This window comes from Pseudoalteromonas espejiana DSM 9414, assembly GCF_002221525.1.
Lineage (GTDB): Bacteria > Pseudomonadota > Gammaproteobacteria > Enterobacterales > Alteromonadaceae > Pseudoalteromonas > Pseudoalteromonas espejiana.
On sequence record NZ_CP011028.1, the window covers coordinates 1878819 to 1895641 of the forward strand.

Annotated in this window: 13 protein-coding genes; 3 read left to right on the forward strand and 10 right to left on the reverse strand. The window is 39.8% G+C overall.

The window, feature by feature from the left end:
- Positions 1 to 630, reverse strand: a complete 630-nt coding sequence (locus PESP_RS08620) for a sulfotransferase (protein WP_089347669.1) — start codon at positions 628 to 630, stop codon at positions 1 to 3.
- Between the two features lie 5 nt (positions 631 to 635).
- A complete protein-coding gene (locus PESP_RS08625) occupies positions 636 to 1010 on the reverse strand; it encodes an MAPEG family protein (RefSeq protein ID WP_089347670.1) in 375 nt (124 codons plus the stop codon).
- Between the two features lie 115 nt (positions 1011 to 1125).
- On the opposite strand from PESP_RS08625, the gene PESP_RS08630 reads away from it, so the two are divergent.
- A complete protein-coding gene (locus PESP_RS08630; protein ID WP_089347671.1) occupies positions 1126 to 2478 on the forward strand; it encodes a DUF2254 domain-containing protein in 1353 nt (450 codons plus the stop codon).
- Between the two features lies 1 nt (position 2479).
- On the opposite strand, the gene PESP_RS08635 is transcribed toward PESP_RS08630, so the two are convergent.
- The 3 genes from PESP_RS08635 to ggt all read right to left on the reverse strand — a co-directional run bounded on the left by PESP_RS08635 (position 2480) and on the right by ggt (position 6941).
- The gene (locus PESP_RS08635; protein WP_089347672.1) at positions 2480 to 3208 is read right to left on the reverse strand and encodes an SIMPL domain-containing protein; all 729 of its coding nucleotides are present in this window, start codon (positions 3206 to 3208) and stop codon (positions 2480 to 2482) included.
- A gap of 117 nt (positions 3209 to 3325) precedes the next feature.
- Positions 3326 to 5020, reverse strand: a complete 1695-nt coding sequence (locus PESP_RS08640) for an NAD-dependent malic enzyme (protein WP_089347673.1) — start codon at positions 5018 to 5020, stop codon at positions 3326 to 3328.
- A 142-nt stretch (positions 5021 to 5162) separates the two neighbouring features.
- Positions 5163 to 6941: a gamma-glutamyltransferase gene (ggt, locus tag PESP_RS08645; protein WP_089347674.1), complete on the reverse strand. Its 1779-nt coding sequence runs from the start codon at positions 6939 to 6941 to the stop codon at positions 5163 to 5165.
- Between the two features lie 97 nt (positions 6942 to 7038).
- Between ggt and rrtA the strand changes: the two genes are divergently transcribed.
- Positions 7039 to 7629, forward strand: a complete 591-nt coding sequence (gene rrtA / locus PESP_RS08650; protein ID WP_089347675.1) for a rhombosortase — start codon at positions 7039 to 7041, stop codon at positions 7627 to 7629.
- 32 nt (positions 7630 to 7661) lie between these two features.
- Here the strand turns inward: rrtA and PESP_RS08655 are convergent, their stop codons facing one another.
- The 5 genes from PESP_RS08655 to PESP_RS08675 all read right to left on the reverse strand — a co-directional run bounded on the left by PESP_RS08655 (position 7662) and on the right by PESP_RS08675 (position 14940).
- Positions 7662 to 10163, reverse strand: coding sequence for a S9 family peptidase (locus tag PESP_RS08655; RefSeq protein WP_089347676.1), 2502 nt, complete (start codon positions 10161 to 10163; stop codon positions 7662 to 7664).
- A gap of 104 nt (positions 10164 to 10267) precedes the next feature.
- Positions 10268 to 11431, reverse strand: a complete 1164-nt coding sequence (locus PESP_RS08660; protein WP_089347677.1) for an endonuclease/exonuclease/phosphatase family protein — start codon at positions 11429 to 11431, stop codon at positions 10268 to 10270.
- Positions 11432 to 11564: 133 nt separating this feature from the next.
- Positions 11565 to 12716 carry a 5-(carboxyamino)imidazole ribonucleotide synthase gene (locus tag PESP_RS08665; RefSeq protein ID WP_089347678.1) on the reverse strand — a complete coding sequence of 384 codons (1152 nt, stop codon included), beginning with the start codon at positions 12714 to 12716 and terminating at the stop codon, positions 11565 to 11567.
- Positions 12717 to 12718: 2 nt separating this feature from the next.
- Positions 12719 to 13201, reverse strand: coding sequence for a 5-(carboxyamino)imidazole ribonucleotide mutase (gene purE / locus PESP_RS08670; protein WP_089347679.1), 483 nt, complete (start codon positions 13199 to 13201; stop codon positions 12719 to 12721).
- Positions 13202 to 13350: 149 nt separating this feature from the next.
- The gene (locus PESP_RS08675) at positions 13351 to 14940 is read right to left on the reverse strand and encodes an ABC-F family ATPase (protein WP_089349128.1); all 1590 of its coding nucleotides are present in this window, start codon (positions 14938 to 14940) and stop codon (positions 13351 to 13353) included.
- Between the two features lie 658 nt (positions 14941 to 15598).
- Here PESP_RS08675 and PESP_RS08680 point away from each other — a divergent pair.
- A complete protein-coding gene (locus tag PESP_RS08680) occupies positions 15599 to 16807 on the forward strand; it encodes a porin (protein WP_089347680.1) in 1209 nt (402 codons plus the stop codon).
- Positions 16808 to 16823: the final 16 nt, after the last annotated feature.

Below are 16823 nucleotides of genomic sequence, written 5' to 3' on the forward strand. Positions count from 1 at the left end.
TTAAGCACTATAAGGTAAAAATTTATCAATCCGTCCTTTTGCAGTTGATTCAATTTTTAATGGGTGTTTTATATCATTCCATGCGGTTACTTTGCCGCCCATATTCATTTTTTCAAAGTCAGCTAAATCGCTATTTATACCTAAAAAGTGCTTAAGCGCGTTAATGCTGTTTGGCTTTGCTATATCAATGGCTAAAAAGTCATGCTCACGGTGTTTAAAGTAGTCAGCAGCTTGCTGGTAATGGCTGTTATAACACTGAGCTAAATAGCTATCACTTTGTATATTCTCAAGCGAAAAGTCGATAAATGTATTTAAATAACAGCGTTTTATATGAATATTAAAACCGCCATCGGGTCGCGTTAAATTAGTGTGCATACGCGTTAACAACTGCCTAATAGAGGGCAACCATGCACTAAAGTCTCGCGTTAAATATATAAACTTAGAACCAGGATAATGCTTATCTAGCTGTTGGTAGTCGTTAAATACGGGGGTGTCTGCAATGGCTGTTGCCTTGTTAAAACAAGCTTGTGTATAAGCGGTATGTGCTGTTGCAATACCAAACTCTAAAAAAGCATGGCATATACTGGTGGTGCCTGTACGAGGTAAACCAATTATAAATATTTTACTCATTAGGCTTAACTATTACGGGTTATAAGCAGTAAAAAAGCGCAAATAATCATTACTAAAAATGTGGTAATTGTACCAATTTGGCGATACTTAAGGTTTTTTTCAACTATGCCTAAATTGTGAAATACGCGCCCTATTAATAATGCGCCACCTAACAAATTACAATAATGGCTAGCCAGGCCTTGGTATTCTGCTAAAAATAATAAAATAACAGCAAACGGTACATATTCCATAAAGTTAGCATGGGCGCGCACTGCGCGTTGCAATTTAGCGTTGCCATTATCGCCAAGCGACACTTGTTCACTGCGGCGCACTTTAATTACATTAAAACTTAAATAAATATAGTAAAACGCTAAAAGCGCAGCATAGGTTGAAATAATCACGATGTTGTCCTGTTATATTTTTGGCAATAATAACATAGTTTTGCACAATCATAAGTTTACTTAGCAACTATGCTACAGTGTGTGTAATTGAAAAATTTAAACAATAAAGGAATTTATGTTTGTACCTCGCAAAGTAGCCGACCGTTATCGTGAAATGATTAACAGTATTGGCTTTTATCCTTCTTTTCTTTCTGTTGGCTTTTTATTGTTTGCTGTTTTAACTATGTCGCTGGAGTATGTTGCCCCTGTTGAGCAAATAAAGTCGTTTATATCTGTGGTGTTAGTAGATAGCGCTGAAAATGCCCGTACTATTTTAAGCACCTTAGCGGGCAGTATTATTTCGTTAACGGTGTTTAGTTTTTCTATGGTGATGGTGGTTTTAAACTCAGCCAGTGCTAGCTTATCACCGCGTGTTGTACCTGGGCTTATTACCCGTAAGTCGCACCAAATGGTGTTAGGTTTTTACTTAGGCAGCATAATTTACTCAATTATAATGCTTATAAATATTAATAAGCTAGAAGGTGGCGATACGGCTATTCCATCACTTGGGGTGCTTTTTTCGTTAGTGTTTGGGCTTATTTCATTGGGCTTATTTGTATTTTTTATTCATTCAATTTCTAAGGCAATTCAGGTTGATAATGTATTGAATGGGTTATTTAGCCAAACCAAAAGTGAGATCAAATCTATTGTAGACAGGCAAGAAGAAAAGCCCTTTACAGACTTTCCAGACTTTACCAAGTGGCATTCAGTAAACAGTACAACCGAAGGTTACTACAAAGGTGTACACACAGATAAATTGTGCGCCATATTAGCTGAGGAAAATATTTGTGTTTATATTTCGGTTAACCAAGGCTACTTTACAGTTAAAGGGTATCCGTTTTTAAAGTGTGATAAAGACATTTCTAACAACGATGAGCTGATAGCTAAAATTTTAGACTGCTTTATTTTTTATATAGAAGAATACATAAGCGATCATTACCGTTATGGTCTAACGCAAATTTCAGAAATAGCCGTAAAAGCTATGAGCCCAGGGATTAACGATCCTGGTACTGCTGTAAAATCGATTGATATGCTGAGTATTTTACTTATAGAGCGGCTATCGCTAAACGATACGAACTATTCGTTTAAACACAGTGAGGGCAACCCGCTGTTATTTATTCATGAAACAAGCTTTGATGAACTCCTGCACGATAACTTTACGCCGCTACGTAATTACGCCAAAGGCGATGCCTACGTGATGACTAACGTACTAGAGGCGTTTAAAAACATTTTGTTTGTAGCACATAAGGATGAAGATGCCCGAAGCAGTTTGTTTAATTATTTAAATGCCATAGTAGATGATATAAACGAGCAAGTGAGTAACGAATACGACAGACGAGAAATAACAAATATGTTAAATGCCATAGCGCGTATAAGTGAACAAGAAGGTGAAAAATTAGTGGCGCGTTTTGAGCGCCACAAAGTATAGCTTAATCTATAAAGTAAACGGCATAGCTTGATGCGGTCACTTTAATTTCTCCTGCATGGTAGGCATCAGGTACAAATTTTCCTGATGCACTATCTGCACTCATCATGGTTTTTTCAGCGCGCATGTATGGCTGAGTTGGCGCATTCATAGGGCTCAATGACGCAGTGTATAATCCTTTTAATTTAACGCCGTAATCGGTGCTTAATTCTTTTGCTGCTTTACGGGCATCTTCAATTGCTAATTTTTGCGCTTTTTTATGCAGCTCATTGTAATTGCTTGCTAAAAACTGAGTTTGATTAATTTGGTTAATACCATTATTAACTAAATTTTGTAAAAGCTGTGGGTATTTATCTATGTTTGATAATTTTACACTTAATGTGCGCGATACTCTAAACCCTTTAAAATCTTGATTACCCGAAGTGCGGTTATATTGGCTTTCACGATTGATAGAAATATGGCCTGCATTAATATTACCATCTTCAATACCCAGCTCTTTAACAAGTTTTATTGCTTTAGCCATGGTTTTGTCGGCTTTATTTTTTGCAGCAATTAAGTCTTTATCTATTTCAACAATGCCTACGCTTAATTGTACGTAGTCAGGCATGGTGGTTATTGTGGCCTCACCTTTTACATAAATGTGCGGGGCATCAGGTGTAGAGCCTGCAACCGCATTAAAACTAAGTGTACTAAATGCTAAAGCGCTGCCTAAAAAAAGTTTTAGTGTATTCATAATGTTATCCTTTTTTGTATTAGGCCTATTAAATAGCCTATGGGGTTAACAATAAATGAACAGGCATAAAAAAACAGGCAATTGCCTGTTTTTTTATTATTTATTACTTTTAAAGTATTAAATACTACAACGTTTGTAGTTGCGGTATTTAGGTAACCAGTAGTTTCTGTCAATTGCAGCCCACAGTGCATCGTCGCTAATTTCAAGAGCTACGCCCTCTTCAATCGCTTTTTTAGCTACTGCAAATGCAATACGCTTACTTAACGTTTCAATTTCAGTAAGCGCTGGTAATAAGCTGCCTTTACCTGTGTTTGCACGCGGAGAAGACTCTGCAAGCATTTCGCTCGACATACTCAACATTGCATCAGTTATACGTGTCGCTTTAGCAGCAATTACACCTAAACCAATACCCGGGAAAATATAACTGTTGTTACACTGCGGAATTGGGAAAATGTCGCCGTTGTACTCTACAGGTTCAAACGGGCTACCGGTTGCAACAAGTGCTTTACCGTCGGTCCATTTAATAACATCTGACGGGTGTGCTTCAACCTGTTTAGATGGATTACTTAATGGGAAAATAATAGGTTGCTCACAACCTGCATGCATTGCACGAATTACTTGCTCAGTAAATAAGCCAGGTTGGCCAGATACACCAATTAAAATATCAGGCGCGGCGCAGTGCATAACATCTAATAATGAGGCGTATTCACCGCTGTAAGTCCATTCACTTAAGCTTGCTGTAGGCTGAGCGAGTGCTTGTTGAAAATCACGTAGACCTTCCATACCCTCAGATACAAGACCAAAACGGTCAACCATAAATACTTGGCTGCGCGCTTGTGCTTCGCTAATACCTTCAAATACCATTTGGCTAATAATTTGTTCAGCAATACCACATCCAGCAGAGCCTGCACCCACAAACACCACTTTTTGCTCGCTAAGGGTTGAGCCCTTAACTCGACACGCGGCAAGTAATGAGCCTACAGTTACCGCTGCAGTTCCTTGAATGTCATCGTTAAAGCTACAAATTTCATTGCGGTAGCGTTTAAGCAATGGCATTGCATTAGGTTGTGCAAAATCTTCAAACTGAAGTAACACATTTGGCCAACGACGTTTCACTGCTTTAATAAATAAGTCTAAAAACTCATCGTACTCATCTTGTGCAATACGTTTATGGCGTGCACCCATGTACATAGGGTCGTTAAGTAGTTTTTCGTTATTAGTACCTACATCAAGCATTACTGGTAACGTGTATGCTGGGCTAATACCGCCACACGCTGTGTAAAGTGATAATTTACCAATAGGAATACCCATGCCACCAATACCCTGATCGCCTAGGCCTAAAATACGCTCGCCATCGGTAACAACAATAACTTTTACTTTGCCTTTAGTTGCGTTGCGTAAAATGTCGTCAATTTGAAAACGGTCTTCGTATGAGATAAATAAACCACGCGCACTGCGATAAATATCTGAGAATTTTTCACAGGCATCACCTACTGTAGGCGTGTAAATAATTGGCATCATTTCTTCAAGATGGTCACGCACTAAACGGTAATAAAGTGTTTCGTTGTTATCTTGAATAGCACGTAAGTAAATATGTTTGTTTAAGTTATCGTTAAAGCTTGAATACTGCTGATAACAACGCTCAACCTGCTCTTCTATTGTTTCAAAACGAGGAGGTAGCAAACCTGCAAGGTTAAAGTTTTCACGTTCTTTTTTACTAAACGCGCTGCCTTTATTTAAAAGCGGCGTTTCGATTAGGCCAGGGCCAGAGTAAGGAATATATAGGTAGTTAGGATCAGTATTTGTTGTCATATTTCCAGGCTTTAACGGAGTCTTAAGTTATGATCTGCCATTATCATTGTAAAAGGTTAAATTGCAATGACAATTAAGCTTGTCAGACCATTGAGAGAAAACATATGCAGGCCTCACTGCCTGCATAGCTATTATACATAATTTAAAATCTGATAGGGGCGTTTTTGTCAGTTAAATCAGACAAAGCCACACCTTCTCGGCGCGGATCTGCACCACCATACAATTTGTTGTTTTTAACTTCTACGGCGTGTAAACCTGAGTTTAAATCAAGCACACGTACATTATGGCCGCGTTTAGTTAATTGTGGGGCAATAGCTTCAAGCGCCGTGCCTTTTTCAAGGCTAGTGTAATCATTACGATTAGTTGTGCGCGGTAAGTTAATAGCCTCTTGTGCCGATAACTCCCAGTCAAGTACACCAATTACCACTTGAGCTACATAATCAATAATACGGCTTCCGCCAGGTGAACCAACCACTAAACGTAAGCTACCGTCTTTGTTAAACACCATTACTGGCGACATAGAGCTGCGCGGGCGTTTACCAGCCTCAACACGGTTAGCCACTAATTTGCCGTCTATACGAGGCGAGAGCGCAAAATCGGTTAATTGGTTATTTAAAATAAAGCCATTAACCATAACCGTAGAACCAAATGCCATTTCAATAGAGCTGGTCATTGAAACCGCATTACCAAAGCTATCAACAATAGACACATGCGATGTAGAAGGCAGCTCATATGAGTCATCTTGCGCGTAACTTAAATACCCTACCGGGTTACCGGCAACTGCTATTGTGTCTTGCTCGGTAATAAGCTTGGCACGTGACGCGATGTATTTTTTATTTAATAGCTCTTTAGTGGGTACTTGTGTGAAATCGGGGTCACCCATGTACATGTTTCGATCGGCAAACGCAATTCTTGAAGCTTGGCTAAAGTAATGTATTGCTTCTTCGCTATTTGGTTTAAGAGCGGCCATGTCTTTGTGTTCTAACAAGCCTAAAATTTGTAGTACTGCCACACCGCCGCTACTTGGTGGTGCCATAGAGCACACATTGTAAACGCGGTAATCAATGCACACAGCATCGCGTTGCTTACTTTTATAGTTGGCTAAATCAGACTCGGTTAACGTCCCCGGAGCAACCTTTGCTTTTTGCACGGCATTAACCATTTGCTTAGCATTGTCGCCTTTATAAAACGCATCAATACCTTGCTGGGCTATGTCTTTGTATAAATCAGCAAGCGGCTGGTTTTTTTTAACCGTTCCGGCTTTTATTAACTCACCATTAGGGTAAAAGTATTCGTTAATAACCGGCATGCTCATCACACCTGGGTTTAATTGGCGTGCCAGTAAACCGTGTAAACGCGGTGATACCACAAAGCCTTGTTCAGCAAGTTTTATAGCCGGTTTAAACAGCTCGCTCCAGGCTAGTTTGCCGTATTGCTTATGCGCATTAGCAAAGGCATGTAAAATGCCAGGTACGCCTACTGAACGCCCGCCTACTACGGCTTCAATCCATTTTACGGCTTTACCGTGTTTATCTAAAAATAGATTTTCGTCTGCATTTTCTGGCGCTGTTTCACGTCCATCAAAGCTGGTGAGTTTATTGTTTGCTTTGTTGTAGTACATCATAAATGTACCGCCACCAATGCCTGATGATTGCGGCTCAACTAAGGTAAGCACCAATTGTGTTGCTATGGCTGCATCAACGGCGCTGCCGCCTTTTGCTAATATTTGTTGCCCCGCTTTTGACGCATACGGGTTGGCTGCGGCCACCATATATTGCTCACCCGTTACCAATTGCTTTTGCACAATGGCTGTGGTGGCTTCTGGCTCGCGAGTTTCTACTTTTGCAGGTTCTTTGGCTATTGTTGGCAGTGATACGGCAAACAAACCGATGGCAAATAATGACTTAAGTTTAAATTGCATAAAAATACTAAAAACACTTAATTACGTAGTTGTATTTGGCATCTTAAAGTTAAACGGGCACAATATGCAAAAATTTTGACTAAAAAAATATAATAAAATGCTTAATTTACCGCTTCAACCCCGTTATTTACTTCCGCCTTTATTTTTGATGCTTTTTAGCTTTATTTTTGCTGCATTTGATTTAAATAATTTACTTGAATTTAACCGCACCTTAGTGGAACAAGGTGAACTATGGCGACTTTTTACGAGCCAATTTGTTCACGCAAACTATGCGCATTTGGGCTTAAATTGTTTAGGTATTTTTTTAATTTGGCTATTACATGGTGAGTACACATCAGCAAGGCGTTATGCCTTTAATGTATCTGTGCTTGCTGTGTGGTGTGGATTGGGCGTGTATTTGTTTTGCCCAAGTATACATATATACACAGGGCTGAGCGCCCTACTGCATGGTGTCATTATTTGGGGCGCCGTAAAAGATACAACCTTAGGGCTTAAATCGGGCTATTTATTATTTGTAGGCGTGTGGATAAAAATAGTAATGGAACAAATCAATGGTCCAGATGCCAGCATAGGTAAATTAATCAACTCTACCGTTGCCATAGACGCCCATCTAATTGGCGCAATAGGCGGTACGCTTTTGGCTATTCCGCTTGTGGTTACTTATTTAAAAAACAAAAACGCCACTTAATTAAGTGGCGTTTTAGGTGTTACTTAAATGCTTTAAAGCGTTTCTTTAAATAACTTATGAATACGACGGTATTCGTCTAGCCAGCTTGAAGGCTGCACAAAACCATGCGGTTCTACTGGGAAAATAGCCGTTTCAAAGTTTTGTTTTTTAAGCTCTATTAATCGCTGTACTAAACGTACTGAGTCTTGAAAAAACACGTTATCGTCAACCATAGGTGCATTAATTAATAAGCGTTTATTCAACCCTTCTGCAAAATAAATTGGTGAGCTGCGCTCATAAGCGATTGGATCTACATCTGGGTGGTTTAATATATTTGCCGTGTAAGCTGTGTTGTAATGTGCCCAATCCGTCACAGGGCGAAGCGCCGCTCCCGACTGAAACAACTCAGGCGCTGTAAACAATGCCATAAAAGTCATAAAGCCACCGTATGAGCCACCATATGTGCCTACTGCTTTGGTATCAACATTGGCATTTTGCGCCATCCATTTAACACCATCGGCTAAATCTTGTGTTTCTGGTGTGCCCATTTGACGATAAATAGCGGTACGCCAATCACGGCCATACCCTTTAGATGCGCGGTAATCCATGTCCATAACTATGTAACCTTCATCAGCAAGCAATGAATGAAACATAAATTCACGAAAATACACCGAAAAGCCCATATGCGAGTTTTGTAAATACCCTGCTCCGTGATTAAAAATAACCGCTTTACGTGTTTTACCCGTTTCGCCTTCTACGTAATCACTTGGGTAATACACTTTTGCGTAAATTGGCTGGTCGGTATGGCTCGACGGCACAGCCACAATTTTAGGTGCGGTTAGTTTTTTAGCTAAAAACGCATCCGATACTGTATAGGTTAATTGCGTAGCTTGTGTATTGGCTTTAGCATCAGCAACGTATAGCTCTGTAGGCATAGTGATTTTAGAATGCTTAAGTAATAATTTTGATTCATCTGGGCTTAGCGTATAATCGGTCATACCGTTAAGGTCGGTTACTTGCTCGTTTTTACCTGTTTGTGGGTTAACACGGTAAACTTCGTAAAGGCCTGGGTGCTCTATGTTTGCTTTATAATAAATAGCGGCATTGTCGTGCGTTAATGTAATGTCCGATACTTCAAACTGCCCGCTAGTTAAAGCGGTTGCTTTGCCATTAATTGGCTTTTTATAAAGCTGACTATAACCCGACTCTTCTGAGAGGTAATAAAGGGTATTTGAATTGTGTAACCAACCAAAATTATTAAAGGCGTAGGCTATCCATGCGTCATCGTGCAGGCGATGCTGTGATACAAGCGCCTTATTGTCAAAATCAACAGTGGCTATCCAACGGTCTTTGTTATCCCATGCTTCAAGCATAATGGCAACTTGCGAGCCATCGTCGTTCCATACAACCGCGCTTTGGTTTAAACCCCAGTCCATAATTAAATTAATGCCACGCGGCTTTTTCTCTGACTTATATGTTTTACCAATTCGTGCGTGGTTTTCTTTTTTAACTTCGGCTAATACGTCTTCATCAAAACCTGGTAGGGTTTCAAAGCTTAATGATGTTTGTGTTTTATCAGCCAAGTTTATGTATATAAGCTGTGATGTTTGCTCTTTTGAGTCGGCAACACGACGGCGGGCTTTTTTAGGGTCTATGGTTGCATCACCGGTGATGTAATTAGGCATTATATCGCCCTCACCGCGCCACGACTGTTGCTTTTGCACAACCACAAGTAATGCATCGCCGTTTGGAGAAAGCTGAGCTTCTTTAATTGTATTGCCATCACCTAAGTAAAAAGCGGTGTTAGCAATTGAGTCATTTTGCTCAGTTATTTGCTCATTGCGCGTGTATTGGTCTTGCTTATTTTTATGTTCAAGTGCCACAAATTCAATGAGTTTGTGTTGCTCTTTAGCAATGTAACTTGTTGGTGCTTGTATGCCTTTTGGTTTATCTGCAAGTTTTAAATTAACAAGCTCTGTAGATAAACCCGTTTTTAAATCAACACTAAAAAATACGTTCCCTTGGCGATAAACCAAGTTACCGTTATTTAAAAATTGTGGCTTAGATTCGGTCGCTGATGTGGCTGTAATTTGTTTAAGCTCACCTGTTTTTATGTTTTTAACAAACACATTGCCTTTAAAAGTATAGGCTTGCAGTGCTTTATCATTTGAATAAACGGCTTTTGCAGCGCCTAAAGTATGTAGTTTATTTAAAGCAACCTGTTGCGCTGTTTGCTCAGTTACACCTTGGCTGTACACATCGCGCAGCGTGCTGCCTTGTTGTTTTTGCGAATAAATAATAGTTGAAGAATCACTCGCCCAATAGGCATTTTGTGGCTTGTTACCCATCCAATCAGGATCAGCCATCGCTTGCTCTAGGGTAATATTTTGCGTTCCGCTATCTGCTGGTGTGTTTACAACCGCTAAAGCAGGTGTGGCTACTTTTGCGCTTTGCTCTGATGAGGTGGTTGCAGTTGCACTACAACCTGCAAGCATAACGCTTGAGGCAACAGCCAGTGCCACTAATGTTTTAGATGAAGATAATTTAAAAATCATAGTGCTTCTATACGGTTATTATAATTGAGCCGTATTTAAGCAGAAGCACTTGAGTTATTGCAATTTTTTAAGACAAATAGCACATTAATAAGGTAAAGCTGTGTTTACTCTACAATAAGGTCAAGCCACACTAAGCGATGATCGCTTGATGCGTTTCTGTCTTTTATTAATCGATACTGCTCGCTGTTTTCAGTGGGCCAAAACACCCCACCATCCACTATTTTAAACCCATAATTTGAAGGGAGTACATAATCTACACGGGCTTGCCAGTTAGCAGTAAAATTTTGCGCATAAGCTTGAGTGTATTGCTCTTTTGCACCATCACTTTTTGGTATAAATTGCGCGTTAATAAGCGGGTTATTTAAAATTTGATTAGTGGTCTCTAGCCTTGCTTTGTCGCCCTCTGGCGCTGCATTTAAATCGCCTAAAATAACAAAACGCGTATTTTCTTTTAAGCCACCTTTTTGGCCTTTATCATCATAAAGATAAGGCTTATTCGTCACATAATCGGCAATTAACCTGACTTCATCGTGATTACGTTTACCGTTTCTGTCTTCATCGCCATCAAACACTGGCGGCGTTGGGTGCGAGGCCAATACATGAACCGTTTTGTCGTTTATAACAACAGGTACATCCCAAAACGATTTAGAGCTGAGCCTAAACGCCTGCCATTCTTGCTCGTTATACCAATTTTCACCTGTTTTTGGGTGCACAGGCATGTGTGCATTAGGCATATCTTTATATTTAAATGTTTGTAATGTGCGTAGTTTTTCAAGGTTAATAGGATACTTAGATAAAATAGCCATCCCGTAGTGGCCTTCAAAAAAGCCAAAACCTTGCGCATCACCCATTACACCGGTTGTTTTACCATTATTATCTAAGTCAAATTTAGTGGCTAAGCCTGTATTTACAGGGGCAATAAAACTGTATGGGTACTCAATGGCGTGTTGCTTGTTTTGGCTTATGTTCAAGTAATGCTTTTTAAAATACTCAATACCCTGCTCTTTTGGTACGTAGTCAAATTCGTTGAGCAAAATAATATCAGGGCGTACACGCTGTATTATTTCAGCAATATTTTTAATTTGTTGATGATTGGCTTTAAGTGCATTGACTAAAGCATCTGGGTTAACCTGCTCGCCTTGAGGAGTATGATTTGTTGCATCCATACTCACATTAAATGTAGCTACACGCACGGTTTCACTCGCTAATGCGTTAAAGCTAAATGAAGCGGCGACTACAAGGGCGCCATAAATTGTTTTTAGTTTCATTTTTTTACTTCAAAAATTTAAAAATAGACTTTAACAGTATTACACAGCTAGTGCCCTTTTTTATGACAAAAAAATACCGGCATATGCCGGTATTTATATAATTAAATCTCGTTAGGCTAACTAAGTAGTAAAGCTACTCACATAGCATTAAGTTAGTCGCTGCTTTTAATATACCTGGGTAGTCTTGCTCCGGTAAGTAATCAGTTAGCTCACCAAGCTTATCGGCCAAGTCATTGATACTTTCGGCCGATACATTGACATGACCCATTTTACGACCTGGTTTTGCCGTTTTACCGTACCAGTGGCTGGTTACATCGCTGGTTTTAAGTACGCCGTTTGGAATACTTGGCTGACCTAATACGTTTATCATAGCGGTAATGTGCTTAAGCTGCGTATTCCCAAGCGGTAAACCAGCTACGGCGCGCATGTGGTTTTCAAATTGAGAGCAATGACAACCTTGCTGTGTCCAATGGCCCGAATTATGGACCCGAGGCGCAATTTCATTAACTAATAATGTGCCGTTCACATCAAAAAACTCAATGGCCAGTACACCAACATAGTTAAGCTCGTTAGCTATTTTGGTAAAAGCATCGTTGGCTTGTTGCTCAATTTGCTGATTATTTTTACCCGCAATTGAAAGTGTTAGCACCCCATTGGTGTGCTCGTTTTCAGTAATTGGGTAAATTGCCACATTGCCTTGCTTATCACGTGCGCCAATAATAGAGACTTCACGGTCAAACGGGATCATTTTTTCAGCAATAATACTATGCGGCGCATCTTCTGCGCCTGAGGCAATAAATTCAGCCATTTCTGACCAAATTTGTGCTATTTGATCATCAGATTTTAGTCGCCATTGACCTTTACCGTCGTAGCCTGCTTGGCAGGTTTTAATAACAAGTGGCTTACCTAGGTTTTTAACAGCCAACTCTAAATGCGCTTTTTCAGTAATTAATTGGTACGGCGCGCAAGCTACCTGTGTTTTATCAAGTAATGCTTTTTCTAAGCTACGGTCGCCACCTGTTTTAATGGCTGCTTTTCCAGGATAAAACTTATTGCTGTTACAGCAAAGCGTGAGCACATCATCAGGAATGTGCTCAAATTCAGCAGTAATTGCATCTGCTGATTCAATTGCTTGCTCAAGCGTGGTTTTGTAAACCTCACCCGTTAAAGGGTGCATAATTTGTTGGCTACCTACATCGTAAGCAACCACATTTAAATTAAGGGGGGCGCCAGCTAAGCTCATCATACGTGCGAGTTGGCCCGCACCTAAAATTAAAATAGTCATTGTTACTCAGCAGGGTTTGGGTTAGCTAAAATAGTCTCGGTTTGCTCTTTACGAAACGCTTCAATTTTTGCGAAGATTTCTGGGTTTTGGCAACCTAAAATTTGTGCCGCTAATAAACCCGCATTTGCAGCGCCTGGCTCACCAATAGCCAATGTACCTACCGCTACACCTTTTGGCATTTGGCAAATAGAAAGCAGTGAATCAACACCATTTAATGCCTTTGATTTAACAGGTACACCTAATACAGGTAGAGATGTGAATGCTGCGGCCATACCCGGTAAATGAGCAGCGCCGCCAGCGCCTGCAATAATTACTTTAATGCCACGATCGCTTGCAGAATTAGCGTAATCAGCAAGTAGTTGAGGAGTTCGGTGGGCTGAGACCACTTTGGTTTCGTACTCAATGCCAAATTTTTCTAGCATGAGCGCTGCGTGTTCCATGGTTGGCCAATCTGATTTAGAACCCATAATAATGCCAACAGTCATAAATACTCCTCAGTAATGTATTTTAAAATAGCGGACTTATGTCCGGTTTTAGGCGGGTATTATACCCAAATAGCGTTTAAATGCGACTCACAAAAACAAAAAAAGCCATGTTTAAACATGGCTTTTTGCTGGTTACAAGTACAAAGCGTTTACGCTTCTTTACTTGCTAGGTATTCGGTGTAGTTGCCTCTAAAGTCAATTACCTTACCGTCTTTAATTTCCCAAATACGGGTAGCAACAGACGATACAAACTGACGGTCGTGCGATACAAACAACAAGGTACCTTCGTAGGCTTCAAGGGCTAAGTTAAGCGCCTCGATAGACTCCATATCCATGTGGTTTGTTGGCTCATCCATTAATAGTATGTTTGGTTTATGCATCATAATTTTGCCAAACAACATGCGGCCTTGCTCACCACCTGAAATAACCTTAACCGACTTTTTAATATCATTTTGTGAAAACAGCATACGCCCTAAAAAGCTACGAACCACTTGCTCGTCGTCGCCCTCTTGCTGCCATTGCTCCATCCACTCAAACAGGTTTATGTCTTTATCAAATTCATCGGCATGGTCTTGCGCGTAGTAACCAATGTTGGCATTTTCAGACCACTTATACTCACCTTCTTTTGGTGCTAAGCGCCCTGAAAGTGTATTTAGTAGGGTTGTTTTACCCACGCCGTTTTCACCAATTATGGCAATGCGCTCTCCTACTTCTACTAGACCTTCTAGGCCTGAAAATAAGGTATTGTCTTCAAAACCTTGGCTAAGGCTTGTCATTTCAAGTGCGTTACGGAATAACTGTTTTTCTTGCTCAAAGCGAATAAATGGCGATTGACGAGAAGAAGCCTTAACCTCATCTAATTGAATTTTATCAATACGTTTTGCACGTGATGTTGCTTGCTTAGCTTTTGAAGCATTAGCCGAGAAACGCGATACAAACTGCTGAAGTTCTGCAATTTGGCTTTTCTTTTTGGCATTTTCGCTTAATAGGCGCTCACGGGCCTGCGTTGCGGCAAACATGTACTCGTCGTAGTTACCAGGGTAAATACGCAGCTCACCGTAATCAATGTCGGCCATGTGTGTACACACTGAGTTTAAAAAGTGACGGTCATGCGAGATGATGATCATAGTACAATCGCGCTGATTAAGTACATCTTCTAACCACTTGATAGTGTATATATCCAAGTTATTGGTAGGCTCATCAAGTAGCATGATGTCTGGGTCAGAAAACAGTACTTGTGCAAGTAACACTCGTAGTTTAAAACCTGGGGCAATTTCAGACATAGGACCATAATGCTGTGCGGTATCTATACCTACACCTAGCAAAAGCTCACCCGCTTTAGACTCAGCTGAATAGCCATCCATTTCGGCAAATTCAGTTTCTAGGTCGGCTACTTTCATGCCGTCTTCTTCACTCATTTCTGGCAATGAGTAAATACGGTCGCGCTCTTGTTTAATATCCCATAATTCTTTGTGACCCATGATAACAGTGTCAATTACAGAGTATTCTTCGTAAGCAAACTGGTCTTGGTTTAGTTTAGCTACACGTTCATTTGGATCTGTACTTACGTTCCCTGATGATGGCTCAAGCTCACCACTTAGGATTTTCATAAATGTAGATTTACCACAACCATTCGCGCCAATTAAACCGTAACGGTTTCCTTCGCCAAATTTTGCTGAAATATTTTCAAATAACGGTTTAGCACCAAATTGCATGGTGATGTTAGCTGTACTAATAATAGCGCTACCCTCCAAGGGGACATGATGTATTTAAATTGCGCGCAGTTTAAACCAAATACGGCCTTTTTTCTATGAAAGTTTAAAGGCACGCAGCTAAGTTTGCATGCATTTTAACCACACAGAATAATGTGAATTTCGTTAATGGTTATACAAATTATTTTAACGCACGTTAAAGCGTTGCATTAGCAAAGTGTTTAAACATTGTTATTCATAAATATAAAAATTTTATGCAATAAAACTGGCACTTTCTCGGTTTATATAATTAATAAGCAAATTTAGATAAACCATTTAACGTAATTGTTAGCGGGTTTGTCGCAAAGAGTTTTAACCAAACGTAAATTGTGTATATATTTATGATCTAAAAGCGTTTTTAGAGCTTTTGCACTAACGTTTTTATTTTAACCAACATGAAATTTTTTTCAAAACTAAAAATATGGCACACGCTTATTTTTAGCACTTTTTAACTAAATTTAGGCGTTAAAACCCAAACTGTGTAACAGTTAAAAAACACCATTAACGTTTAATGAATATTCACTCAGCCACCCCCTATTTTTTAATGATTATTTTTCACTTTTGAGCCTATAGCGCCTTTGCTAGTCTTCATGCCTTAAATTTTACATCACTGTTTACAAGTAAAAAATCACACAAGGCATCACAAATGATTAAAAATTTTGTAACCCTACTAATAGGCACAAGTATTATAGTTGCTCCTGCTTCGGCGGTTGAGTTATACAAGGATGATAAAAACACAGTTAAAGTAGGTGGATACCTTGATGTGCGCGTTATCAATACACAAAACCAAACTGAAGTAGTTAACGGTACTTCACGTATTAACTTAGCTTTTTCGCGTCAGCTAAAAAAAGACTGGTCTGCCCTTGCGCTGGTGGAATGGGGTGTAAACCCTGTTGGCAGTAGCGATATAATTTACAACAACCGTTTTGAATCAATTCAGGATGAGTTTTTATATAATCGTTTAGGTTACGCAGGCCTTTCGCACGAAAAATACGGCCAGATCACCATTGGTAAACAATGGGGTGCATGGTACGACGTTGTATATAACACTAACTACAGCTTTGTATGGGATGGTAATGCTGCAGGTGTTTACACTTACAACAAAGATGATGGCGCAGTAAATGGTACCGGCCGCGGTGATAAACTTATTCAATACCGCAACAGCTACAACGATTTTAACTTTACCTTGCAAGCACAGCTTAAAAACAGTGAGTTTTATACTTGTGACATAAGCGATATTACAGAAGATGAATGCCAAACATTGTGGGACTCTGGTGATAGTGCTGCACAAGAAGTAGAGTTTAATTACACATTTGGTGGTGCCGTTACTTACAACGCGACCGATATGCTTACCTTAACAGCCGGTGTAAACCGAGGTGAGTTTGATGTAACTTACGGCGATGGCAGCACACAAACAGTAGAAGACTTAATATATGGTGCGGGCATTACCTGGGGCAACATTAATAGCCCTGGCTTATACGCTGCGGCAAATATTAATAAAAGCAAAAACCACGATACCGATAATCTAGGGCGTTTAATTAAAGATTCAATCGGTGTAGAAACATTTATGTCGTACCGTTTTGATAACGATATGCGCCCGTTTATTGCTTACAACATTTTAGATGCAGGCGATGACTACGTTATTCAACCAAACTTTAACGCCGATCCTAACGATGTGTTTAAACGCCAATTTGCAGTTATTGGCCTACATTACATTATTGATAAAGACACGATTGCTTACGTAGAAGCACGTAAAGACTTTAGTGACTTTGAAAGCGACGATAAAGATCAGCAAGCCCAAATGGAACAGTCGGAAGATGACGGCATTGCATTTGGATTCAGATATAAGTTTTAACTTACTCGTTCAATTT

Excerpts from the sequence above, each read along its gene's own strand:
- PESP_RS08680 (WP_089347680.1), top strand. The coding sequence starts at position 15,599 with ATGATTAAAAATTTTGTAACCCTACTAATAGGCACAAGTATTATAGTT.
- PESP_RS08660 (WP_089347677.1), bottom strand. The coding sequence starts at position 11,431 with ATGAAACTAAAAACAATTTATGGCGCCCTTGTAGTCGCCGCTTCATTT.
- PESP_RS08655 (WP_089347676.1), bottom strand. The coding sequence starts at position 10,163 with ATGATTTTTAAATTATCTTCATCTAAAACATTAGTGGCACTGGCTGTT.
- PESP_RS08640 (WP_089347673.1), bottom strand. The coding sequence starts at position 5,020 with ATGACAACAAATACTGATCCTAACTACCTATATATTCCTTACTCTGGC.
- PESP_RS08665 (WP_089347678.1), bottom strand. The coding sequence starts at position 12,716 with ATGACTATTTTAATTTTAGGTGCGGGCCAACTCGCACGTATGATGAGC.
- PESP_RS08630 (WP_089347671.1), top strand. The coding sequence starts at position 1,126 with ATGTTTGTACCTCGCAAAGTAGCCGACCGTTATCGTGAAATGATTAAC.
- ggt (WP_089347674.1), bottom strand. The coding sequence starts at position 6,941 with ATGCAATTTAAACTTAAGTCATTATTTGCCATCGGTTTGTTTGCCGTA.
- rrtA (WP_089347675.1), top strand. The coding sequence starts at position 7,039 with ATGCTTAATTTACCGCTTCAACCCCGTTATTTACTTCCGCCTTTATTT.
- PESP_RS08620 (WP_089347669.1), bottom strand. The coding sequence starts at position 630 with ATGAGTAAAATATTTATAATTGGTTTACCTCGTACAGGCACCACCAGT.
- PESP_RS08635 (WP_089347672.1), bottom strand. The coding sequence starts at position 3,208 with ATGAATACACTAAAACTTTTTTTAGGCAGCGCTTTAGCATTTAGTACA.
- purE (WP_089347679.1), bottom strand. The coding sequence starts at position 13,201 with ATGACTGTTGGCATTATTATGGGTTCTAAATCAGATTGGCCAACCATG.